The organism is Sphingopyxis indica (assembly GCF_900188185.1).
GTDB classification, from domain to species: Bacteria; Pseudomonadota; Alphaproteobacteria; order Sphingomonadales; family Sphingomonadaceae; genus Sphingopyxis; species Sphingopyxis indica.
In genome coordinates this window covers 41125-62738 of the sequence record NZ_FZPA01000001.1, presented here as the reverse complement: position 1 = coordinate 62738, position 21614 = coordinate 41125, and the positions used below count along the sequence as shown (strand labels likewise).

Annotated in this window: 19 protein-coding genes; 5 read left to right on the top strand and 14 right to left on the bottom strand. The window is 67.3% G+C overall.

The genetic code is table 11. The features are described 5' to 3' along the window. Position 1: 1 nt before the first annotated feature. From CHB69_RS00250 to rpsB, 6 genes are all read right to left on the bottom strand, one after another. Positions 2-679: a phosphatidate cytidylyltransferase gene (locus CHB69_RS00250; protein WP_089213994.1), complete on the bottom strand. Its 678-nt coding sequence runs from the start codon at positions 677-679 to the stop codon at positions 2-4. A gap of 3 nt (positions 680-682) precedes the next feature. After that, complete coding sequence (gene uppS, locus CHB69_RS00245; RefSeq protein WP_089213993.1) at positions 683-1372, bottom strand: polyprenyl diphosphate synthase; 690 nt, start codon at positions 1370-1372, stop codon at positions 683-685. A 162-nt stretch (positions 1373-1534) separates the two neighbouring features. Next, entirely contained in the window at positions 1535-2089 is a 555-nt protein-coding gene (frr, locus tag CHB69_RS00240) for a ribosome recycling factor (RefSeq protein ID WP_089213992.1), read from the bottom strand. 20 nt (positions 2090-2109) lie between these two features. After that, positions 2110-2832, bottom strand: a complete 723-nt coding sequence (pyrH, locus tag CHB69_RS00235) for a UMP kinase (RefSeq protein ID WP_089213991.1) — start codon at positions 2830-2832, stop codon at positions 2110-2112. Positions 2833-2946: 114 nt separating this feature from the next. After that, the gene (gene tsf, locus CHB69_RS00230) at positions 2947-3873 is read right to left on the bottom strand and encodes a translation elongation factor Ts (RefSeq protein ID WP_089213990.1); all 927 of its coding nucleotides are present in this window, start codon (positions 3871-3873) and stop codon (positions 2947-2949) included. Between the two features lie 143 nt (positions 3874-4016). Further along, entirely contained in the window at positions 4017-4829 is an 813-nt protein-coding gene (rpsB, locus tag CHB69_RS00225; RefSeq protein ID WP_089213989.1) for a 30S ribosomal protein S2, read from the bottom strand. Positions 4830-5139: 310 nt separating this feature from the next. Between rpsB and CHB69_RS00220 the strand changes: the two genes are divergently transcribed. Further along, positions 5140-5388: a hypothetical protein gene (locus CHB69_RS00220; protein ID WP_089213988.1), complete on the top strand. Its 249-nt coding sequence runs from the start codon at positions 5140-5142 to the stop codon at positions 5386-5388. On the opposite strand, the gene CHB69_RS00215 is transcribed toward CHB69_RS00220, so the two are convergent. Together CHB69_RS00215 and CHB69_RS00210 are read right to left on the bottom strand one after the other, a co-directional pair. Then, positions 5351-6145 (bottom strand): CDP-alcohol phosphatidyltransferase family protein, encoded by a 795-nt coding sequence (locus CHB69_RS00215; RefSeq protein WP_425442376.1) that lies wholly within the window; start codon positions 6143-6145, stop codon positions 5351-5353. The two genes, CHB69_RS00220 and CHB69_RS00215, sit on opposite strands and share 38 nt — an antisense overlap. Position 6146: 1 nt before the next feature. Continuing rightward, on the bottom strand, positions 6147-6881 hold the full coding sequence (locus CHB69_RS00210) for a phosphatidylserine decarboxylase (RefSeq protein WP_089213987.1): 735 nt from the start codon (positions 6879-6881) through the stop codon (positions 6147-6149). A 134-nt stretch (positions 6882-7015) separates the two neighbouring features. Here CHB69_RS00210 and CHB69_RS00205 point away from each other — a divergent pair, with 134 nt between their 5' ends. Both CHB69_RS00205 and CHB69_RS00200 read left to right on the top strand, forming a co-directional pair. Beyond that, entirely contained in the window at positions 7016-8230 is a 1215-nt protein-coding gene (locus CHB69_RS00205) for an NADP-dependent isocitrate dehydrogenase (protein ID WP_089213986.1), read from the top strand. Positions 8231-8498: 268 nt separating this feature from the next. Continuing rightward, positions 8499-10280 carry a cation:proton antiporter domain-containing protein gene (locus tag CHB69_RS00200; RefSeq protein ID WP_089213985.1) on the top strand — a complete coding sequence of 594 codons (1782 nt, stop codon included), beginning with the start codon at positions 8499-8501 and terminating at the stop codon, positions 10278-10280. 178 nt (positions 10281-10458) lie between these two features. On the opposite strand, the gene CHB69_RS00195 is transcribed toward CHB69_RS00200, so the two are convergent. Next, positions 10459-13389 carry a M16 family metallopeptidase gene (locus CHB69_RS00195; protein WP_089213984.1) on the bottom strand — a complete coding sequence of 977 codons (2931 nt, stop codon included), beginning with the start codon at positions 13387-13389 and terminating at the stop codon, positions 10459-10461. A 101-nt stretch (positions 13390-13490) separates the two neighbouring features. Between CHB69_RS00195 and CHB69_RS00190 the strand changes: the two genes are divergently transcribed. Beyond that, positions 13491-14360, top strand: a complete 870-nt coding sequence (locus CHB69_RS00190; RefSeq protein ID WP_089213983.1) for a carbon-nitrogen hydrolase family protein — start codon at positions 13491-13493, stop codon at positions 14358-14360. A gap of 651 nt (positions 14361-15011) precedes the next feature. Here CHB69_RS00190 and CHB69_RS00185 read toward each other — a convergent pair. Together CHB69_RS00185 and CHB69_RS00180 are read right to left on the bottom strand one after the other, a co-directional pair. Beyond that, positions 15012-15251: a hypothetical protein gene (locus CHB69_RS00185; protein WP_245836420.1), complete on the bottom strand. Its 240-nt coding sequence runs from the start codon at positions 15249-15251 to the stop codon at positions 15012-15014. Between the two features lie 178 nt (positions 15252-15429). Beyond that, positions 15430-16227 carry an NUDIX domain-containing protein gene (locus CHB69_RS00180; protein ID WP_089213982.1) on the bottom strand — a complete coding sequence of 266 codons (798 nt, stop codon included), beginning with the start codon at positions 16225-16227 and terminating at the stop codon, positions 15430-15432. 105 nt (positions 16228-16332) lie between these two features. Here CHB69_RS00180 and CHB69_RS00175 point away from each other — a divergent pair, with 105 nt between their 5' ends. Then, positions 16333-16965 carry a DUF4126 domain-containing protein gene (locus CHB69_RS00175; RefSeq protein ID WP_089214698.1) on the top strand — a complete coding sequence of 211 codons (633 nt, stop codon included), beginning with the start codon at positions 16333-16335 and terminating at the stop codon, positions 16963-16965. 12 nt (positions 16966-16977) lie between these two features. Here CHB69_RS00175 and CHB69_RS00170 read toward each other — a convergent pair whose 3' ends face one another. Genes CHB69_RS00170 through galU form a run of 3 tightly spaced genes read right to left on the bottom strand, consistent with a single transcriptional unit; the run spans position 16978 to position 21370 of the window. After that, complete coding sequence (locus tag CHB69_RS00170; RefSeq protein WP_089213981.1) at positions 16978-18321, bottom strand: O-antigen ligase family protein; 1344 nt, start codon at positions 18319-18321, stop codon at positions 16978-16980. Between the two features lie 12 nt (positions 18322-18333). Continuing rightward, positions 18334-20511, bottom strand: a complete 2178-nt coding sequence (locus tag CHB69_RS00165) for a GumC family protein (protein ID WP_089213980.1) — start codon at positions 20509-20511, stop codon at positions 18334-18336. Position 20512: 1 nt separating this feature from the next. After that, complete coding sequence (gene galU / locus CHB69_RS00160) at positions 20513-21370, bottom strand: UTP--glucose-1-phosphate uridylyltransferase GalU (protein ID WP_089213979.1); 858 nt, start codon at positions 21368-21370, stop codon at positions 20513-20515. Between the last annotated feature and the right edge of the window lie 244 nt (positions 21371-21614).

Below are 21614 nucleotides of genomic sequence, written 5' to 3'. Positions count from 1 at the left end.
CTCAGCCGCCCGCCCGCACGGCCAGCGGCCCAAAGGCCGCGAGCGCACCGATGACGAGCGCGACGGGGAGCAGCCCGTCGACGCGATCGAAAATCCCGCCATGCCCGGGGATCAGCCTGCCCGAATCCTTGACGCCTGCGCGCCGCTTCATCCAGCTTTCGCCGAGGTCGCCGAGCTGCGCGAGCAGCCCCATGAACAGGCCGATCCACAGCGGCACGCCGATGATGCCGGCACGGTCGCCGATCGTCGCGCTGGCGATCAGCGCCGCAACCATCCCGCCGGTCAGCCCCGACCAGGTTTTCGACGGGCTGATCGCCGGCGCAAGCCGCGCGCCGCCAAAGGCGCGGCCGGCGAAATAGGCGCCGATGTCGGTCGCCCACACCATGCCGAACAGCCACAGCGCCGCGGTCACCCCCAGCGCATCGCGCACGAACCAGAGTCCGCCGATCGCCCCGGCGACGAGGATCAGGCCGAGGGCGATGAAGCCGGCCCGGCCCCCGCTCCCGAGCGGCATCGCGCGGACGAGTGCGGTCCATTCGACGAGCGTGAGCGCCCCGCCGACGAGCAGCAGCAGGCCATAGGCGATGCCGCCGAGCCAAAGCGCGACCCCGGCGATCGCGAACAATATGATCGCCGAAAGGATGCGCACCCAGAGGTCGGACTTCGCCGCGGTCGCCATGGCCTATAATCCTCCGAAACCGCGTTCGCGCCGCGCAAAATGATCGAGGGCCGCCTGCAGGTCGGCGGGCGTGAAATCGGGCCACAGCCGGTCGGTGAAATAGAGTTCGGCATAGGCCGCCTGCCAGAGCAGGAAGTTCGACAGCCGGACTTCACCCGAGGTACGGATGAGCAGGTCGAGCGGCGGCAGGCCGGTGGTGTCGAGATGCGCCTCGATCGTCTCGGCGGTGATCCCGCCCTCCTCCGCCGCAGCGGCGCGCGCGGCGCGCACCAGCTCGTCCTGCGCGCCATAGTTGAGCGCCACCGCGAGCGTCGTGCGCTTGTTGCCCGCGGTGCGGTCGAGCGCATTTTCGATCAGCGCGACGACGTCGGGCGCAAGCGCGCGCCAGTTGCCGATCACCTTCAAGCGCACATCGTTGGCGGCGAACTCGTCGAGGTCGGAGAGGATGAAGCGCTTCATCAGCCCCATCAGGTCGCTGACCTCCTCTTCGGGACGTTTCCAGTTCTCCGACGAAAAGGCATAGAGCGTCATCGCCTCCAGCCCCATGTCCCCCGCTGCGCGGACGATCGTGCGCACCGCCTCCACTCCCGCGCGGTGGCCGGCGACGCGCGGCAGATGGCGCTTCTTTGCCCAGCGCCCATTGCCGTCCATGATGATGGCGACGTGGCGCGCGCCGTGGTCGTGGATGATCATCAATCCTCCCCGCTTGCGGGGAGGTGGCAGCGCGAAGCGCTGACGGAGGGGGGGGGCAGCATCAAGCGAAGCTCAAGGCTGTGACCCCCCTCCACCATGCTTCGCATGGTCCCCCTCCCCGTGCCGGGGAGGATCGCAATGACCTCTGCGACGCCCATCGACTTAGCCCAGGATTTCCTTTTCCTTTGCACTCGCGGCTTCGTCGATGTCGGCGATCACCGAATCGGTCAGCTTCTGCACTTCGGTCTCGGCGCGCTTGCGCTCGTCCTCGCTGATTTCCTTCTTGTTCTCGTCCTGCTTCAGCGCGTCCATGCCGTCGCGGCGGACGTTGCGGACGGCGACGCGCGCCTTTTCGGCATATTGGCCGGCGAGCTTGGACAGTTCCTTGCGGCGTTCCTGCGTCATGTCGGGGATCGGCAGGCGCAGCATCTGGCCGTCGACGATCGGGTTGAGCCCGAGCCCCGCCGAGCGGATCGCCTTGTCGACCGGGCCGACGTTCGCCTTGTCCCACACCTGAACCGACAGCATCCGCGGCTCGGGCGCGCTGATCGAGGCGACCTGGTTGAGCGGCATATGCGCACCGTAAACCTCGACCGTCACCGGGTCGAGCAGCGCCGAATTGGCGCGGCCGGTGCGCAGGCCCGCGAGGTCGTGCTTCAGCGATTCGAGTGCGCCGTGCATCCGGCGCTCGAGATCGGCCTTGTCATATTTCGCCATTGTCTTTCCTCTCTGTTCGATCAGGCGGCATCGCCGACGACGGTGGCGACGCCCTCGCCCGCCAGCACGCGCGCCAGATTGCCGGGTTCGCGGATGTTGAACACGACGATCGGGATATGATTGTCGCGGCACAGCGCCACCGCGCTCGCGTCCATCACCTTCAGATTGTCGGCGAGCACGCGGTCATAGCTGAGGCTGTCGTAGCGCACCGCGTCCGGATCCTGCTTCGGGTCGGCGTTGTAAACGCCGTCGACGCTCGTGCCCTTCAGCAGCGCGTCGCACTTCATTTCGGCGGCGCGCAGCGCCGCGCCGCTGTCGGTCGTGAAATAGGGCGCGCCGACGCCCGCGGCAAAGATCACCACACGGCCCTTTTCCATATGGCGTTCGGCGCGGCGGCGGATCACCGGCTCGCACACCTTGTCCATCTCGATCGCCGACTGGACGCGCGTCTCGACGCCGAGTTGCTCGAGAGCATTCTGCATCGCGAGCGCGTTCATCACCGTCGCGAGCATTCCCATATAGTCGGCCTGCGCGCGGTCCATCCCCTTCGCCGCCCCCGCCATGCCGCGAAAGATATTGCCGCCGCCGATGACGAGGCAGAGTTCGAGGCCGCGATCCTTCGCCGCCTTCACTTCGGCCGCCATGCTGGCGACGGTTTCGGGGTCGATCCCGAAGGGGCTGGAGCCCATCAGCGCCTCGCCCGACAATTTGAGCAAGATGCGTTTCAGGCCGGGCAATGCCATGTCTGTGGGAACCTTATTATATGGGTCGATATGCGAATGGCGCGCACCCTAGTCAGAGTGCGCGCCATTGCCAAGCGGACTGCCGCACCGGAGGCGCGGCAGTCGCGATCCAGTTTAGCGGCCGGCGGCAGCGGCGACTTCGGCGGCGAAGTCGCTTTCTTCCTTCTCGATGCCTTCGCCGAGCTGGAAGCGCACGAAACCCTTGAGCGTGATCGTCGCACCGACATCCTTGCCGGCGGCGGCGACGACTTCGGCGACCGGGGTCTTGCCGTCGATCACGAAGGGCTGCGAGAGCAGCGCATTTTCCTTGCGGAACTTGGCGATCGCACCATCGACCATCTTCGAGACGATGTCGGCGGGCTTGCCCGACTGCGCCGCCTTTTCCTCGGCGATCGCGCGTTCGCGCGCGACGAGGTCGGCATCGAGATCGTCGCCGTTGAGCGCGAGCGGGTTCGCGGCGGCGACATGCATCGCAAGCTGCTTGCCGAGCGGTTCGAGGACGTCGGCGCCGGCGCTCGATTCGAGCGCGACGAGCACGCCGATCTTGCCGAGACCCGGCGCGACGGCGTTGTGGACATAGCCGGTGACGACGCCCGATTCGACGGTGACGACTTCCGAACGGCGCAGCGACTGGTTTTCGCCGATCGTCGCGATATTGTTCGTCAGCTTTTCGGCGACGGTGCCGCCCGACGGATAGGCCGCGGCGCCGAGCGCTTCGATGTCGTTCAGCGAACCGGCGAGCGCAACCTCGGTCACGTCGCGGACGAAGTCCTGGAACTGTTCGTTCTTGGCGACGAAGTCGGTCTCGCTGTTGACCTCGACGACCGCGCCGCGGGTGCCGTCGGTCGACACGCCGACCAGGCCCTCGGCGGCGACGCGGCCGGCCTTCTTCGCGGCGGCGGCCAGCCCCTTGGTGCGCAGCCAGTCGATCGACGCTTCGATGTCGCCGCCGGTTTCGGCGAGCGCCTTCTTGCAGTCCATCATGCCCGCGCCGGTGCGTTCGCGCAGTTCCTTGACGAGAGCGGCCGTAATCTCAGCCATGGGTCATTCCTTTCCATAGGGGCGGTTCGCAATGTCGAACCGCTGCTGCGCCGCGCACATGGCGGCGCGATAGGTCAAAACGATGACCGGGACGGCACCCCGTTCAAGGCAGGGCGCCGTCCCGTCATTGCAGCCGGCGCGGATCAGGCGTCGCGCTGAACTTCGGTTTCGGCAGCGGCGGCGGCCGGAACCTGTTCGTCTTCGGTCACGACGGCGGGCTCGGCCGCCGGCTCGACGGCTGCGCCCAGATCTTCGCCGGCGTCGGCGCGCGCCTGCTGGCCGCCGCGGGTCGCCGCCTGGGCAACCGCTTCGCAATAGAGGCGGATCGCGCGCGCGGCGTCGTCATTCGCGGGGACCGGGAAGGCGATGCCGTCGGGCGAAACGTTCGAATCGAGGATCGCGACGACGGGGATGCCAAGGACGTTGGCTTCCTTGATCGCCAGCTCTTCCTTGTTCGCGTCGATCACGAACATCACGTCGGGAATGCCGCCCATGTCGCGGATACCGCCGAGGCTGAGTTCCAACTTGTCGCGCTCGCGGGTCTTGTTGAGCACTTCCTTCTTGGTCAGGCCCGAGGTGTCGCCCGAGAGTTGCTCTTCGAGCGCCTTCAGGCGCTTGATCGAGTTCGAGATCGTCTTCCAATTGGTGAGCATGCCGCCCAGCCAGCGGTGGTTGACGAAATGCTGGCCCGACGCGCGCGCCGCATCGGCGATCGGGCCCTGCGCCTGGCGCTTGGTGCCGACGAACAGCACCTTGCCGCCGGCGGCCGAGGTCGACGCGATGAAGTCGAGTGCGCGCGCGAAGAGCGGCACGGTCTGCGACAGGTCGAGAATGTGGATGCCGTTGCGCGCGCCGAAGATATACGGCTTCATGCGCGGGTTCCAACGGTGGGTCTGGTGGCCGAAATGCGCGCCGGCCTCGATAAGATTCTGCATCGTGACGACAGGAGCCGCCATAGTCTTTCTCCTTCCGGTTAGTCCTCTGGAAGGCAAGAACCGAGCTATCCTCAAAGGACGATCCCGGCACCGGTATGTGCGCCTTCCATGTGGAATGGGCGGGCCGTTAGCGTCCGGGGCGCACAAATGCAAGGGGGAATGGCGGCCGGCGGGTGGCGGATCGGCGCGGCGCATCGCAGGCGTAGTTCAACTTACCGACGAAAACGCTCGTTTCGTCGCAGGCAGGTTGAGAACGAAAAGGGAACATGGAACGAAGCGAGAACGTCGTTCGAGCGACGGTTTCGCACAAAGCCGCCGAAAGGACAAGATCATGGTTCAGGTCGCCGCCGCTCTCCTCTTCGCTCTCGCCGCCGGGCTTGGCCTGATGGTGATTGTCGCCATGGTCCGCAGCAATGGCGATGCGATCCTGTCGGCGCTCGCCGGCGACGGCGCTTTCCCGGTCGCGGCCGGGCCGAGCCCCTCGCCCGCGCCGCAAGTCGTCGTCAGCGTGCGGCGGTTGGCACCGCGTCCGGCCCGTGCCGTCAGCGCTCCGCGCCCGCCGCTAAGCCGCGCCGCCTGACCTTCGCATAGCTCGCGATGCCGAAGGGCAAGAGCGCGACATAGACGGCGCAAACGGCGAGCAAGCTATGCCACGGAGCGGTCACCAGCGCGGCGCCGAGCAGGCCCACTCCGGCGAGCGCGAACAGCCGCCACGAACGCCGCAAGCGGATCGACGACCAGCTGTAGGTCGGGATCGCCGAAATCATCAGCATGGCGATCGCCAGCGCCCATGGCATGACGACATACCATTCGCGGAACAGCGCATTGCCCGTCGTCAGCCACAGATAGACGGGAACGAAAGCGAGTCCCGCCCCGGCGGGTGCGGGGATGCCCGTCATGAAGCCCGCCGACTTGTGCGGCTGGACATCGGCATCGAGGCGCGAATTGAAGCGCGCGAGGCGCAGCGCGCAGCAGACGGCGAGCGCGAGCGCCGCGGTCCAGCCGAATTTGGGCGCATCGGCGAGCGACCAGAGGAAAAGGATCATCGCCGGCGCGACGCCGAAGGCGATGACGTCGGAAAGCGAATCGAGCTCGGCGCCGAACTTGCTCTGCGCGCGCAGCAGCCGCGCGATGCGCCCGTCCATCCCGTCGAGCACGCCCGCGAAGATGATCGCCGCGAGCGCCTTTTCCCACTCCGCCCCGATCGCGAAGCGCACCCCGGTCAGCCCGAAGCACAGCGCGAGCGCGGTGATCGCATTGGGAACGAAGGCGCGCAGCGGGATGCTGCCGAGGCGGCGCCCGGACTCGGGCGACGAAGGCTGGGCCGGCTCCGTCACCCTATTGCCCGACGCCGTCGAGCGCGCCGCCCTCGCCGATGCGCGCGACGATCGTCTCGCCGGCGAGCGTGCGCTGGCCGAGCAGCACCTGCGGCGTCGTGCCCGCAGGCAGATAGACGTCGACCCGGCTGCCGAAACGGATCAGCCCGACGCGCTGGCCGGTCTCGAGCGTGGTGCCCATGCTGACGAAAGGCAGGATGCGTCGCGCGACGAGCCCCGCGATCTGGGTGAAGCCGATGCGCAGCCCGTCGGCGCGCTCGACGACGAAATGCTGGCGCTCATTGTCCTCGCTCGCCTTGTCGAGATCGGCGTTGAGGAATTTGCCCGGAATATAGGCGAGCTTGCGCAGCGTCCCCGCCATCGGGGTGCGGTTGATGTGAACGTCGAACACGCTCATGAAGATCGACACGCGCAGCAGCGGCGCATCGCCGAGCCCGTCGGGTCCGGCGATCTCGGGCGGCGGCGGGACCTCGGCGATCTGCGTCACCAGCCCGTCGGCGGGCGCGACGATCAGGTCGGCGCCGACCGGCGTGATCCGCACCGGATCGCGAAAGAAGGCGCCGACCCAGATCGTCAGGCCGAGCATCAGCCACCCGGCGATTTCCCATCCGAGCAGCCAGAAGCACAAGGTGACCACCGCGGCGATGAGCAGGAATTTCCGGCCTTCGGGATGGACCGCGGGCCAGCGCCACTTGATGCCGCCGCCCGGACGGTTCGAAGAGATGGTTGTCGACATGCGGTTCTTCTACGGTGCGCCTCCGAGACTGACAATGGATAAGCGCGGTCGCGGTTCCGTCAGGGCAGTTGATCAATTCGGCCGCATTGCCTAAGGCGCGCTCAACTCAACTCCCCGCAGGAAAAGGCACGCACATGGGCAAGATCAAGGTAGCGAACCCCGTCGTCGAACTCGACGGCGACGAAATGACCCGGATCATCTGGCAATGGATCCGCGAGCGCCTGATCCTCCCCTATCTCGATATCGACCTGCATTATTACGACCTCGGCATCGAGGAACGCGACCGCACCGACGACAAGATCACCGTCGAAGCCGCCAATGCGATCAAGAAATATGGCGTCGGCGTCAAGTGCGCGACGATCACCCCCGACGAAGCGCGCGTCGAGGAATTCGGCCTGAAAAAGATGTGGAAATCGCCGAACGGCACGATCCGCAACATCCTGGGCGGCGTCGTCTTCCGCGAACCGATCGTGATCAAGAATGTTCCGCGCCTCGTCCCCGGCTGGACCGACCCGATCGTCGTCGGCCGCCACGCCTTCGGCGACCAGTATCGCGCGACCGACTATCGCGTTCCCGGCCCCGGCAAGCTGCGCCTGGTGTTCGAGGGCGAGGACGGCACGATCATCGACGAGGAGGTCTTCCAGTTCCCCTCGTCGGGCGTCGCGATGGCGATGTACAACCTCGACGATTCGATCCGCGACTTCGCGCGCGCCAGCATGAACTATGGCCTCGCGCGCGGCTGGCCGGTTTACCTGTCGACCAAGAATACGATCATGAAAGCCTATGACGGCCGCTTCAAGGATCTGTTCGAGGAAATCTATCTCGACGAGTTCAAGGCGAAGTTCGACGAAGCGGGTATCACCTATGAGCACCGCCTGATCGACGACATGGTCGCCTCGGCGCTCAAATGGTCGGGCAAATTCGTCTGGGCCTGCAAGAATTACGACGGCGACGTGCAGTCGGACACCGTCGCGCAGGGCTTCGGCTCGCTCGGCCTGATGACGAGCGTGCTGATGACCCCCGACGGCCAGACCGTCGAGTCCGAGGCGGCGCACGGCACCGTCACGCGCCACTATCGCATGCACCAGCAGGGCAAGGCGACCTCGACCAATCCGATCGCGTCGATCTTTGCCTGGACCGGCGGCCTCAAGCATCGCGGCAAGCTCGACGGCACGCCCGAGGTGACGAAGTTCGCCGAGGACCTCGAGCGCGTCTGCATCGAGACCGTCGAAAGCGGCAAGATGACCAAGGATCTCGCGCTGCTGATCGGCCCCGACCAGAACTGGCTGACCACCGAAGGCTTTTTCGAGGCGATCGTCGAGAATCTCGAAAAGAAGATGGGCGCCTGAGGGCGGGCGGCTTTAGGGTGGATAGGAGACGACCGCCTGAACCCCTCCTCTTCAGAGGAGGGGCAGCGAGACTTACGCGCTTTGCGCGTTAGTCGCAGCGGGGTGGTGGCCTCGGCCGAACGCCAAGCCGCTGCACCACCCCAAACCCCTCCTCTGAAGAGGAGGGGCTTACCATGGTCCCCGGCCCCACCCCCCTTCTCACCCAAACAAGTGATTTAGTTGACAAAGGTGGCTAGCCAAGCGCGGGCCGCCTTCGTAAGACCGTTTCATGGCGATTGAAGCGGAAACCTCGAGCCTCGGTAACGCCCTCGTCGTGTTGGGCGCGGCGGGGATCGTCATTCCGGCCTTCGCGCGCTTTCGCATCACCCCCGTGATCGGCTTCATCCTCGTCGGCCTGCTCGTCGGGCCGTCGGGGCTCGGCGCGCTCGCCGGCGATTATCCATGGCTGCGGCACGTCACGATCCGGTCGCCCGAGGATATCGCACTCTTCGGCGAATTCGGCATCATCCTGCTGCTCTTTTCGATCGGGCTCGAACTGTCGTTCCGGCGGCTGTGGCAGCTGCGCAAGCTCGTCTTCGGCGTCGGCGCGGCGGAGTTGCTCGTCAGCGGCGTGATCCTCGGCGGCGTGCTACTGATGATCGGGACGCTGACGCCGCCCGCGGCGTTCGGGCTCGGCATCGCGCTCGCGCTCTCCTCGACCGCGCTGGTGCTGCCGATCGCGGGCACGCGCTCGGCGGTCGGCCGCGCCTCCTTTTCGATGCTGTTGTTCGAGGATCTGGCGATCGTCCCGATCATCTTCATCCTCGGCGCCTTTGCGCCCAACGCCGCCGGCGACAACGCCCAGCTGCTGCTTACGACTTTGTGGCAGGGCGCGCTGGTCGTCGCGGTCCTCGCGGTCGCGGGCTGGTTCCTGCTGCCGCGCATCTTCGCGCAGGCCGCGCGCGCGAAGGACCCCGAACTGTTCCTCGCGGCGAGCCTGCTCGTCGTCATCGTCGCCGCGCTCGCGACCGCGACGGTGGGCCTTTCACCGATCGTCGGCGCGCTGCTCGCCGGGCTGATGATCGCCGAAACCGAATATCATGGCGAGGTCGAGGCGATCACCGCGCCATTCAAGGGGCTCGCGCTCGGCGTGTTCCTGATCAGCGTCGGCATGGGGCTCAACCTCGCGACCATCGCGCGAAACTGGTCGACACTCCTCCTCGCGGTGGTCGCGGTGGTGGTCGTAAAAGCGGTCGTCACCGCGCTGCTGCTGCGCTTTTCGGGCGCGCGGCGCGGGACGGCGGCAGAGGTCGGATTGCTGATGTCGAGCCCGTCCGAAACGACGCTGATCGTGCTCGCGACGGCCTATCAGGCGCAGTTGATCAGCCGCGCGACCGCCGAATTCTGGCAGCTGGTGACCGCGATCGGGCTCACCATCACCCCGCTGCTCGCGCGCGTCGGACACGATGTCGCGCGGCGCATCGAGATGAAGAGCGCCGACGGCGAGAGCGACGACGAAGCGCCGGTCGCGCGCACCGTCATCGTCGGCTTCGGACGCGTCGGGCACACCGTCGCCGAGCTGCTGCGCGAACATGGGCAGCCCTATGTCGCCGTCGACGCCGACATCGACACGGTGGCGGCGGCGCGGCGCGACGGCTTTGCCGTGCGCTTCGCCGATGTCGTGCGGCCGAACAGCCTCGACAAGCTGGGGCTCGAACATGCCAATGCGATCGTGCTGACGATGGACGATCCGGTGCAGCAGCTGCGCATGACGCGCAAGCTGCGCGAAAAATATCCCGACCTGCCGATCATCAGCCGCGCGCGCGACGCCGATCATGCGGGCGCACTCTACAGGGCCGGGGCGAGCGACGCGGTGCCCGAAACGCTCGAAAGCTCGCTGCAACTGGCCGAGGCGGTGCTGATCGACCTCGGCATGGCGATGGGCCCGGTGATCGCGTCGATCCACGACGTGCGCGCGAAGATGCGCCACGACATCATGACCAAGGGCGCGCTCGATCGCGAACCGCGCATCGAGCGGCTGCGCCCCAACCCCGCCGGCGAAGACGCCTGATAACATATCCCGAAGGCCGATCGTCTTTGGATGGAGCGCTCATGCAAGTTCGTGTGTCCCCGCGAAGGCGGGGACCCATCTCGGTACGGCTCAAGATAGGGCGGCCGGGAGATGGGCTCCCGCCTTCGCGGGAGCACACGGGCTTACTCAGTCAAACTCAGTCAAAGACGATCCGACGCTAACGCCCGCCCGCCACCGGGGCGGGAGCATTCAGCGCCGCCGCCCCGGCAAGCGTCATGCCCTGGGGCAGGATCGCCAGCGACCATTGCTTGTCGGGGGTCAGATACTCGCGCGCGAGCCGCTGGATATCGGCGGCAGTCACCGCCGAAATATCGTCCTCGATCGACAGCGCCGCGGCGGCGACGCGGGGGTCACGTGTCGCGCCTTCGAGCAGGAACATCCAATAGACGTTGCCGGTCGATGCGCGCGCAACCTGTTCGCGGATCGGCCCCGCGCTGCGCGCCAGCTCGTCGGCGCCGACCGGCCGCGCGACGAGATCGGCCGCGATTTCCTTTGCGATGGCATAGAAGCGATCGACATCCTTGGGCGCGAGCAGGCTGCCCGCGAGCAGATAGCCGCCGCTCCCCTCGAAGCCCGTCGGCCAGTGGCTGTCGACCGACGGGCCATAGCTCGCGCCATCCTCGGCGCGCAACCGGTCGAACAGGCGGTCGTTGAAGATCGCCGCGAGCACCTCGAGCGCGCGGGCATCGCGCGGCGCGGCGAGCCCGCCGCTCGTCGGCCAGGCGATCATCGCCGCCGCCTGTCCCTTCTCGCCCTTGTGATAGGCGAGCTGCGGGCTGGCATTATGTTCGGCGAAATGGACGCGCTGCCCGTCCGGCGGCGCAATCGCGCGGCGCGGCGGCAGCGCGCCGAGCGTTTCGGCCAGGATCTTGCGATAATCGACGCTCGCAAGATCGCCGAAGATCTGCACTTCGATCGGCCCGCTCGCGAGCCGGGGCGCCCAGAAGGCCTTGAAGGCGACCGGCGTCAGCGCCTCGATCGCAGCGCGGTCGGGCGGCGCCCAGCGCGAATCGCCATCGGCGAGCCAGCCCTGCAAATTGCGTTCGATGACGGCGTTGGGCGTGGCATCGTTGAGGTCATAGCCGGTCAGATAGCCGACGCGCAGCCGCTCGACCGGCGCCGTATCCCAGCGCGGAAAGGCGAGCTTGCCGGCGATCAGCTTCATCTGGTCGGCGAGGTCGGCGGGCCGGCTTTCGGCCGAAATTTCGAAGGCGTCGTCGTCGATGTCGAAATTCAGCTCGATCTGGCGGCCGTTGGTGAGCTGGTCGATCGCATTCTGGCCCCATGGTCCGATCCCGCTCGCCATCAGCGCATAGTCGCCGGTCCACAGCAGATTCGGCGCATCGGCGGCAACGCTGCGATTGCCGCTGCCGAAGCGGACGTTGACGCGGACCTTGCCGGGTTCGACCTGGTTGTTCGAGATGAGCGCCGTCACCCCATTGGCAAATTCGATGCGTTCGGCGCGCAGGCCCGGGATCGCGGTTTGCGACACGATGGTGCCCGGATCGCCGATCTTCGGAAGCTGATCGAAGTCGGCCTTGACCGCCGCGAGCCGGTCGTCCTTGATCGTCGCCGGGCGCGCGAGCGCGGCGAGCAAGGCCTTATCGCCGCCGGGCACCGGCTCGGGCGTGGTCAGCACGAGCCGCGTGACCGGTCCGGTGAAGATCGCGCGGCTGATGTCGAGCATCACCTGCGGCGTCGCCGACGCGCGGATCGCCTTGAACATGTCGACCTGCCCCTGTGGGCTGGTGACGGTTTCGCCGATATCGACCGCGCGCACGAGGTCGTCGGCGAGCCGCGCGCCGGGTTCGTTGCGCGCATTCTGCAGCTCCTTCTGCAAAAAGGCCTCGATCTCGTTCGCCTCGCGGTCGATGTCGGCCTGCGACGGCGGGGTTTCGAGCGCATCGGCGATCACCCCGCGGACGTCGGCGAGCGCCGCCTGCCAGTCGCCCAAAGGCACGATCTGCGCCATGGTGATGTCGGCGCTGCGGCTCAGATATTCCTGGTCGATCGTCGCGACCAGATAGCTGCCACCGCTGCGCGCACGATTTTCGAGCCGGCGGTTGACCAGCGAGATCGCGAGGAATTCGAGATAGAGCCGCCGCGTATTTTCGACCGTGTCGATGCGCTTTTTCCACGGGCGGATCGTCGCGAGGGTCAGCGAGAGCGGCTGGTTCGCCTCGACGATCTCTTTGGCAACCGGCGCGCTGGGGTCGGGTTTGCCGAAATCGGGTTGCTCGGGGTTCGATCCGTCGGCCTGCCAGTCGCCATAATATTTCTCGATCAGCCGCACGAATTCCGAAGGATCGCCGTCGCCGACCATCACGACCACCGCGCGATCCGGGCGATACCAGCGGTCGTGAAACGCCTGTACCGCGCCGGCGCGCGCTGCGGCGAGCGATTCGGGCGTGCCGATCGGCGAGCGCTCGCCGAGCAGCTGGCCCGCGAACAGATGCGCAGTCGTCGCGTCGGCGATGCGCTTTTGCGGCCCGTCATTCTCGCGCAGTTCGGACAGCACCACGCCGCGCTCGGCATCGACCGCGGCAGCGGAAATGCGCGGTTCGCGGACCATGCCGGCGAGCAATTTCATGCTCTCGTCGAGGCTCGTCGGCGTCACGCTCGGCAGGTCGAGCTGATAGACGGTCTGCGTCGGCGTCGTCTGGGCGTTGGAATCGCTGCCGAAGGTCACCCCGAAGCGCTGCCAGATGCGCTTCGCCTCGCCGTCGGGAATATGTTCCGACCCGCGAAAGGTCAGATGTTCGAGGAGATGCGCAAAGCCGCGCTCCTCGTCGGTCTCGAACATCGAGCCGACGTCCATCCGCACGCGGATCGACACCTGCCCCGGCGGCACCTGATTATTGCGCACCGCATAGCGCAGCCCGTTGGGCAGTTCGCCGAACCGCCATGCCGTGTCGCGTGGAATATCGCTGCCGGCATAGAGCCAGCTGTCGTTCTTCGCGCGCGCGGTGACCGACGCGTCCTGCGCCGGCGCAGGCGCCGACGGAACGAGCAGCAGTGCAGCGGCGGCACAGGCAGAGAGAATCGAACGGCCGAGGCGCAGGGGGCGCGGCAGGGGGGAATAGCGCATCGCGCGATCTTATCCTGTTCGAACCTTGCTGGCCACTGAACTATCCAGGGTCAGGCCCCAAAGCGCTTGCCCCGATCGCGGGACCGCCCTAGCCCGGGATCATGGCTGCACCCGCCCCGATCGCCGCACTCGTCCAGATGACGAGCAGCATCGACCCCGACGCCAATCTGGCGGCGATGGACGCCGCGCTTGCCGAGGCGGCGGCGGCGGGCGCCGCGATGGCCTTCTTTCCCGAAATGTCGGTGCTGCTCGACCGCGACCGCGCGCGCTCGGCACCGCATATCGTGCGCGAGGCCGACAGTGTCTGGCCGGGCCGTCTGCAAACAATGGCACAGCGCCACGGCCTGTGGCTGCACACGGGATCCATGCCGCTGTTGTCCGACGACGGCGAACGCCGCGTCAACCGCAGCCACGTCATCGCCGCCGACGGCAGCATCCGCGCGCGCTACGACAAGATTCACATGTTCGACGTGACGCTGCCCTCGGGCGAGAGCTGGCGCGAATCGGCCGCCTTTGCGGGCGGCGATGCGGTCGTCGTCACCGACACGCCGCTGGGCCGGCTGGGGCTCAGCATCTGCTATGACCTGCGCTTTCCCGAACTCTATCGGGCATTGGTCGACGCGGGAGCGACGCTGCTCGCCGTGCCCGCCGCCTTCACCGTCCCGACGGGGCGTGCGCACTGGCACATCCTGCTCCGCGCCCGCGCGATCGAAACCGGCTGCTTCCTGTTTGCCGCGGCGCAGGCCGGCGCACACGCCGACGGCCGGACGACCTATGGCCACAGCCTTGCGGTCGATCCGTGGGGCGACATCCTGTCCGACGGCGGCCCCGGAGTTGATGCGCCTGCGATGGAGGGGGATGCCGCGCCGTCCCGGGTGGCGCTGGTCTCGGTCGACGCATCGGCGGTCGAAACGGCCCGTCAGGCCATCCCGCTCGCCGAATCGCGCGCACTGCGCCGCCTCAAGATCTGATCGGCGTCGCGGGGAGGCCTGTTGCCGCAGATTGGGGATTCGCCAGGCGAACGCCCAAGCGGAGCCGCCGCGCGCAGGTCGGACGCAAAGAGAGCAGGTTGCTTGCACGAGAGAGGCAATCCGCTTTGGGGCGGCCAGTGGCCATCGCCCGTCTTTGGTAATCGCGCGCCGGGTCCCCCTCGTCGCTTCAAAGTTCAGCAAAGTTCAGCCTTGTGCAGCCGCCGATGGATCGCGTTCCGCGAACATGCCGCGCAGGCTCCCGTCCGCATCTGCAAACCGGTGTGCGGCCGCTTTTATCCACTTATCGAAAGAGCAGGGGCGAAGGCTGGCACAACCGAATGATGTAGGACAGCGGTTTTTTCGCGGCGGGTGTCCGACTTGGGGTGGGAAGCGGACGTTCGCCTGCTCTCTTTCGTCATCCCGGACTTGATCCGGGATCCACAGCAGCGCCGAAGTCGTGGACCCCGGATCAAGTCCGGGGTGACGATGATCAACAGGGCAGCAACCGGTCGCTTCCGGTCATTCGGCGCAGGATCGCCCGAATAGCCACGCCCGCCCTAAAAGCCGTCATCCTTGCCTGCCGGGCACGCAAAACAAAGGGCCCCGGATATAATCCGGAGCCCTTTGCTCTAACTCGGATCCGAGCGCGGCTTAGGCCGGGCTGGTCGGCGTGTCGCTGTCGTTGTCGGCAGCGATGATGATGCCGCCGATGATCGCGGCAGCAGCGAGAACGGCGATGATCCAGCTCGAACCTTCGAGGCTGTTCTGGCCCGAGGCGGTCGAGGTCGCACGCGCGCCATCAACGGCGGGAGCAGCGGAAGCCGCAACCGGCGCCGCAATCATCGAGGTCGCGGCGAGAGAGACCGCAGCTTTGGTGAGCAGATTCATCATTTTCTCCATCCACTGGAACTTTAGATATTCTCGAATCGCGCCGAAGGCTTTTGCCCCCCGACCCGCTTCAGCAATGCCGTTCTATGCATAGCAGCCAGTAATTGCAATGCCTTTTCGTCCGATAGCGACCAATTGCGACCAACGTCTTAACGTAAAAAGCGACCATATTGAAAGCATCCTACCCCCGCCGCACACGCTCGAAGGGTTCGCTCGTCACCGGATAGCCGAGGTGCGAGGGGATGCAGAGGTGCGTTTCGCCGCCCCGCGTTTCGATCCAGGGGGTAACCAGTTCGACCGGGTGTGCGGCAGCATGTACCGAAAAGGAAAGGAAATTATCCGCCTGCGCGAGCCGCTCCAGATTGCGCCGCGTCGGAAAGATGATCGACACCTCGCCGCGATCGGCCATCGCCAGCGTCTCGCGTGCGCTTGCCCAGAAAATATGGCTGTGCTCGGCGACTTCGACGGTCAGTTCGTGCCGGTGCGGCGGCGCCTCGACCGCGAAGAAGCGCGTGTCGAACGTCCGCGCTTCCTTGAAATTGGGGCACCAGCGCGCGAACGGAACGAGCGAATCGAGCGCCAGCCGGTCGCCGCGCCGCGCCAGAATGTCGGACAGCAGCGTTTCCGACAGCAGCGCGCGGCGCACCCTGTCGACCTCTTCCTCGGCCAGCGTCGGCCAGCCGACCGCGAGCCCTGTTTCCTCGAGCGTTTCGCGCAGCGCCGCGACGCGCGCCGCAGCCTCGGCATCGTCGGGCGCAAAGCCATGCTCGGCCGCGACCCGATAGTCGTCAGGGTCGATCCGGCCGCCCGGAAAGACAACCGCCCCCGCCGCAAAGGCCATCGTCCTGGAACGCTTCACCATCAGGATTTCGTCGGCGCCGCCGCTTTCGCAAGGTCGCATGATGACCAGCGTGGCGGCGGGAATGGCGCCGTCGGGCAAGGCCTGCGAACTGCCTGGCTGCACGTTGTTATCCGTCATGAGAAACAGCGATAGCCAGCGCCGCGGCGCTTGTCATCCACCATTGCGGGCGGAGCGATCGCGGTGCAGGGTGGCGCCGCGGCGCAATGGGCAGGAGCGGATCTTGTGGGCATCGTCGAGATATTGGGCGTGGCCGGCAGCCTGAGCCTGCTCGCCGGATGGCGGCTCTATCTGACGCTGCTCGCCGCCGGGGTCGCGATGCACTTTGGCTGGCTTCCGCTTCCCGAACATCTGAAAGCGCTGCAGGTGCTCGCCAATCCGTGGATCCTCGGTATCACGGCGATCGGCACCATCGCCGAATTTCTGGCCGACAAGGTCGCGTGGATCGACACCGCCTGGGATACCGTACACAGCGTGATCCGGCCGCTCGGCGGCGCGCTGCTCGCGCTCGCGCTGGTCGATTCCTCCGATCCGGTCTGGCAGGCCGGCGCATTTCTGCTCGGCGGCGGCGGCGCGCTGCTCAGCCATGGTGCGAAGGCGGCGACGCGCGCGGTCGTGAACATCAGTCCCGAACCCTATAGCAACGCCGCGGTATCGACCGGCGAGGATGTCGCAACAAGCAGCCTCCTTGCGCTGGCGATCGCCTTCCCGCCGCTCGCGATCGCCATCGCGATCCTGCTCGCGGTCGCGGCGGTCGTCGTCATCGTCGCGCTGCGCCGGCTGCTCCGCAACATAAAGGCGGGCCTGAAGCGCGCGCTCGGCGATGCGCCGCCCCCCGGTTCCAGCGGCTCGCCGTGACGGCGGCGCCCTTCAGATTTCGGCGAACGATCGCGAGGGTTCCGGCCGGGGCCGTATCGCCGCGCGCGCCGAATAGATGGTGTAGCCGCACAGCAGGCCGTAAAGCGCCAGCCCCTCGACCTGCCAAAAGGGCATCGTCGCCATGTTGAGCACAAAGAAGGAGACATGCGCGGCGAGCAGCAGCAGGCGTTCGCCCCGTGCCGATGCCGCGGCGGCGGCCATGACCGTCCACAGCATGACCATCGCCGCGACGCCGAACCAGCCGAGTTCGTAGAGCGTTCCGACCAGCGTGTTGTGCGGATAGACTTTGAACACCCCTTCCCAGCTTTCGGGGCCGAGGCCGAACAGATGCTGGAGCGGGGTCGCGTCGGCCCAGGCGTAGAGATAGCTGCTCCAGATCAGCGGACGCGCCGACATGATCTGCCGCTCGATCAGGTCGAACTCGCGCGGCGGCTTGATGAGGCTGCCCGGATGGGCGAGGAAGGCGGCAAGATCGGCGAAGCGGTCGCCGTACGACAGGACGGCGACCGACGCGAGCATCAGCCCCGCCACCGCCGCGACCGCCGCCATCGCGGCGCGCTGATCGCGCCGCACGGCCATCGTCAGTCCAATGAGGAAAATGGCGAGCGCCAGCGGCGCCAGCGCGAGGATCGTCGTGCGATAGCCCGCAAGGAAAATGCCGAGGGTCGCGGCCAGCAGAAAGGCGACGCGCGGCGCGCGCGGCGCCGAGCGCGCAAGGCACCCGACCAGAAAGCCGGTCAGCAACGCGACCGAAAAGGCCGCTTCGTGATTATAGCCGCCGATCCACACCAGCCCGCCGCCGTCCTCCGACCCCTTGGGCAGGTTGAGCGCCAGCGACAGCGCTTGAAAGACGAGAAGCGGAAGGAAGGACACCATCGCCCAGCTGAGGAAATGCGCATCCGGGTCGCAGCGCAGCGCCTGGAACACCGCGATCAGCATCACGATCATATAGGCATATTTGACCGCGGCATTGAGGCCGCCCGCCGCGTCGCCGTTCAGACCGGCGCTCAAGAGCGCCAACAGCACCAGCGCATAGACCGGCAGCAGCCATTTCAGCGCCAGATTGGGTGGGCGCACGACGAAAAGCAGCCCGAATCCGGTTACCGCGATCGAAAGCAGCGCATTGCCCGACAGGCCCGCCGCGAGCGGCTTGAACAGATAGAGATGATAGGCCCCGGCGATGCAGCGCAGCCAAAGCGCCACGATCACGAAGGCGCCGGCAAGGCTGCCCGCCCGCCGCGCGGCGATGACGAGCGGGACGACGAGCAGCGCCGTCACCGGCAGCAATATGGCCGGCCCGAAGGCCGGACCATAGGACAGCGCCTGCGCGGTCACCGCGCCGCCCCGTCAATCGGCATAATAGGGGCGATAGGCGCGCAGCGAGGTGCCGCCATGCGCATAGCCGCCGCGCTCCTCTTCGCGGACGTCGACGAGGGTCAGCACCGCGCCGAGCACCTCGGCGTGAACGTCGTACAGCCGCCGCAGCGCGACCGACGCCGCCTTGGCAGGTGTTCGGCGCCACCGGACGAGGAACACCACGCCGTCGGCCATGCTGGCGATCACGCGCGCGTCGTCGACGGGCAGCACCGGCGGCATGTCGAGAAGGACCAGGTCGTAGCGTTCGCGCACCTGCTCGATCAGCTCGGCGAAGCGGGGGTTTTCGGCAAGGCCGAGCCCCTTCGAATCGAGGCGCTGCGGCAACAGCCAGGCATCCGACAGGCCGTCCTTCACGATCGCCTGCTCCAGCGTCGCCGTGCCGCTCAGCACGTCGTCGAGGCCGAGGGCAGCGCCTTCGGCGAACTGCCGGCTCGACGCACGCCGGCGCGCATCGGCGTCGATCAGCAGCACCTTGCCGCCCGCCGCCGCGGCGGCGCGCGCCAGGCCCATCGCGGTCGTGGTCTTGCCTTCGCCGGGCACGGCCGAGGTGATCGCCACGACCCGCACCGGGCGCGCCGCCTCGGCGAACTGGATCGACGTGCGCAAGGTGCGGAACGCCTCGGCATAGGCGGATTGCGGCCGCTTGACCGGAAGTTCGGCCGGCGGTGCGGGCAGGCCCGCCTTGCGATAGCCCGGCATGGTCGCCGCGTCGGGGATCGCGGCGAGCGTGGGCAAACCCAGCGTCGCCTCGATCGCGTCGCTCGTCTCGAGCCCATGTTCGAGCAGCTGGAGCAGCACCACGAGCAGCACGCCCACGCCCAGCCCGCCGACCACGGCCATCGCCGCATAGATCAGCGCATTGGGTGAACTCGGCGCACCGGGCACGCGCGCGCGGCTGACGATATAGGAATCGCTCTGCTCGAGCCCCGACTGCGCGACAGTCTGGCGATAGCGGTCGAGAAAAGCCTGATAGAGCGTCCTTGCCGATTCGGCGTTGCGCTCCAATTCGCCCAGCCGCACCGACGCCTCATTGTCGCTGGCGAGCTTGCCTTGCGACTGCGCAACCGATCCTGCGAGCGAGGCAGCGCGTTGATTGGCGATGCGCGCCTGGATCGAGGCATTGGCGACGATGCGCTTCACCTCGGCGGCGATCTGCTCGTCGGCCGTGCGAAGCTGGTTCTGCGCGCGGATCAGCTCGGGATGGCGGGGGCCATAGCGTTTCTCGAGCGCCGCGACTTCGCGCGCCGCTTCGGCACGCTGGGCACGGAGCTGGCTGACCACCGGTGAATCGAGCGAATCGCCAAGCTCTTCGCCGCTGCGCCCGCGGCGGAGTTGCTCGCGGGCGGCCGACAGGCGCGCCTGTGCCGCGGCATTTTCCGCCCTGGCTTCGGCGAGCTGGGTCGAAAGGCCCGACAGTTCCTGCTGCGTGGCCGTGCTCGCGTCGGAGACGGCGAAAAGATTGTGCGCCGCGCGATAGTCGGCGACCTCGCGTTCGGCACTCAGCACCTGCGCGCGCAGCTGCGTCAGCCGCTTCTCGAGGAAATCGCGCGCGCGCCCGGTCGCCTGAGCCTTCGAACCCGCCTGGCCCGCGACATAATCCTCGACCAGCGTGTTCGCGACCTCGGCCGCCTGCACGGGCGTGCGGCCTTCGAACGACACGCTGATCGCATAGGAGAGGCCGTCGCGCTTGACCGTCAGGCCGCTCAACAGCGTGCTGATCGCGCGCTGGCGCCCGATCGGGTCGGGCTGTCGCGGCGCGGGGCCGTCCGCCGCCGCTTCGTTGAAAGCCGGATCGCGGTCGAGGTGCAGCCGGTCGACCACCCGCCCGATCAGTTCGGGCGAGCGTAAGGCCTCTACCTCGGTATCGACCGCCGCCGAATCCGGATCGACGGTCGGCACCACCGAATCGACGTTGATGACCTTTTCCGCGGTTCGTTCGAGCGCGACCTGCGCGGTGGCGAGATAGCGCGGCTCGGCGGCGAGATAGGCGGCCGCGGCGATCACCACCGCCGCGACCATCGCCGCGCACAGCACCATCCATCGCCGCCGCAAAATCGCGCCGACATGCCGCAGGTCGATCAGCGCGCCGCGATCGACCTGCGGGTCCGGATTCCGCCGGGGCGGCGGGCGCCGTGCCATCCTGTCCATGTTACGCGGCGGCCAGAAAGGCGCGCACCGCCGGCGCGATGTCCGGCCGCGCGAGCGCGAGCGCCAGCGTCGCGGTCACGAAGCCGCTCTTGTCGCCGCAATCATAGCGCTTGCCGGCGAAGGTGACGCCGTGGAACGGTTGCTGGCCGATCATCCGCGCCAGTGCGTCGGTGAGCTGAATCTCGCCGCCCGCGCCTTCCTCCTGACTGCTGAGCACGTCCATCACCTCGGGCTGAAGGATGTAGCGGCCGATGACCGCCAGCCGCGACGGCGCGGCGTCGGGCGCGGGTTTTTCGACCAGCCCCTTCACCTCGGTGATCGTTCCGGCGCGCGCGCCGGGCGTGACGATGCCATATTTGCGGGTGTCCTCCGCCGGCACTTCCTCGGTGCAGATCAGATTGCCGCCGAGTTCGGCATAGGCATCGACCATCTGCTTGAGGCAGCCGGGTTCGCCGACCATCAGATCGTCGGGGAGCAGCACCGCGAACGGTTCGTCGCCGACGATCCGCCGCGCGCACCACACCGCATGGCCAAGGCCGAGCGGTTCCTGCTGGCGCACGATGCTGATGTCGCCCGGCGACGTCCGCGTGCCGTCGAGCGTCGCGAGCGACTTGCCGCGCCGCGCCATCGTCTCCTCGAGCTCGAACGCATGATCGAAATGATCGTCGATCAGCGATTTGCCGCGGCTCGTCACAAAGATGAACTGGTCGATCCCCGCCTCGCGCGCCTCGTCGACGGCGTACTGGATCAGCGGCTTGTCGACGACGGGAAGCATCTCCTTGGGCATCGACTTGGTCGCCGGAAGAAACCGGGTTCCAAGACCGCCGATGGGGAATACGGCCTTGCGTATTTTTCGCATTTTCCACCCTTTCCTGGTTTGCTGGGTCCCCCCCAAAAAAACCAGCATCGGCAGCAGACGGATTGTTCACAGAGAGAGAGCCAACCGCCGACCAACGGTTCGTGCGCCTCTACGCTGCATCGCAGCAAGAGCCCGGCGTCGAAGCGTGTCCAAAGTGAGGCCGGGCTGGGTCCAGTCCTGTTCAGGCGGAATCGATTCTCACCGTAGCCCTGAGCTTGTCGAAGAGCCTTCTCGTCGATAGGCG

Excerpts from the sequence above, each read along its gene's own strand:
- galU (WP_089213979.1), bottom strand. The coding sequence starts at position 21,370 with ATGCGAAAAATACGCAAGGCCGTATTCCCCATCGGCGGTCTTGGAACC.
- CHB69_RS00250 (WP_089213994.1), bottom strand. The coding sequence starts at position 679 with ATGGCGACCGCGGCGAAGTCCGACCTCTGGGTGCGCATCCTTTCGGCG.
- CHB69_RS00190 (WP_089213983.1), top strand. The coding sequence starts at position 13,491 with ATGGCTGCACCCGCCCCGATCGCCGCACTCGTCCAGATGACGAGCAGC.
- CHB69_RS00195 (WP_089213984.1), bottom strand. The coding sequence starts at position 13,389 with ATGCGCTATTCCCCCCTGCCGCGCCCCCTGCGCCTCGGCCGTTCGATT.
- CHB69_RS00185 (WP_245836420.1), bottom strand. The coding sequence starts at position 15,251 with ATGATGAATCTGCTCACCAAAGCTGCGGTCTCTCTCGCCGCGACCTCG.
- CHB69_RS00205 (WP_089213986.1), top strand. The coding sequence starts at position 7,016 with ATGGGCAAGATCAAGGTAGCGAACCCCGTCGTCGAACTCGACGGCGAC.
- CHB69_RS00210 (WP_089213987.1), bottom strand. The coding sequence starts at position 6,881 with ATGTCGACAACCATCTCTTCGAACCGTCCGGGCGGCGGCATCAAGTGG.
- rpsB (WP_089213989.1), bottom strand. The coding sequence starts at position 4,829 with ATGGCGGCTCCTGTCGTCACGATGCAGAATCTTATCGAGGCCGGCGCG.
- frr (WP_089213992.1), bottom strand. The coding sequence starts at position 2,089 with ATGGCGAAATATGACAAGGCCGATCTCGAGCGCCGGATGCACGGCGCA.
- tsf (WP_089213990.1), bottom strand. The coding sequence starts at position 3,873 with ATGGCTGAGATTACGGCCGCTCTCGTCAAGGAACTGCGCGAACGCACC.
- uppS (WP_089213993.1), bottom strand. The coding sequence starts at position 1,372 with ATGATCATCCACGACCACGGCGCGCGCCACGTCGCCATCATCATGGAC.
- CHB69_RS00200 (WP_089213985.1), top strand. The coding sequence starts at position 8,499 with ATGGCGATTGAAGCGGAAACCTCGAGCCTCGGTAACGCCCTCGTCGTG.
- CHB69_RS00220 (WP_089213988.1), top strand. The coding sequence starts at position 5,140 with ATGGTTCAGGTCGCCGCCGCTCTCCTCTTCGCTCTCGCCGCCGGGCTT.
- pyrH (WP_089213991.1), bottom strand. The coding sequence starts at position 2,832 with ATGGCATTGCCCGGCCTGAAACGCATCTTGCTCAAATTGTCGGGCGAG.
- CHB69_RS00180 (WP_089213982.1), bottom strand. The coding sequence starts at position 16,227 with ATGACGGATAACAACGTGCAGCCAGGCAGTTCGCAGGCCTTGCCCGAC.
- CHB69_RS00165 (WP_089213980.1), bottom strand. The coding sequence starts at position 20,511 with ATGGACAGGATGGCACGGCGCCCGCCGCCCCGGCGGAATCCGGACCCG.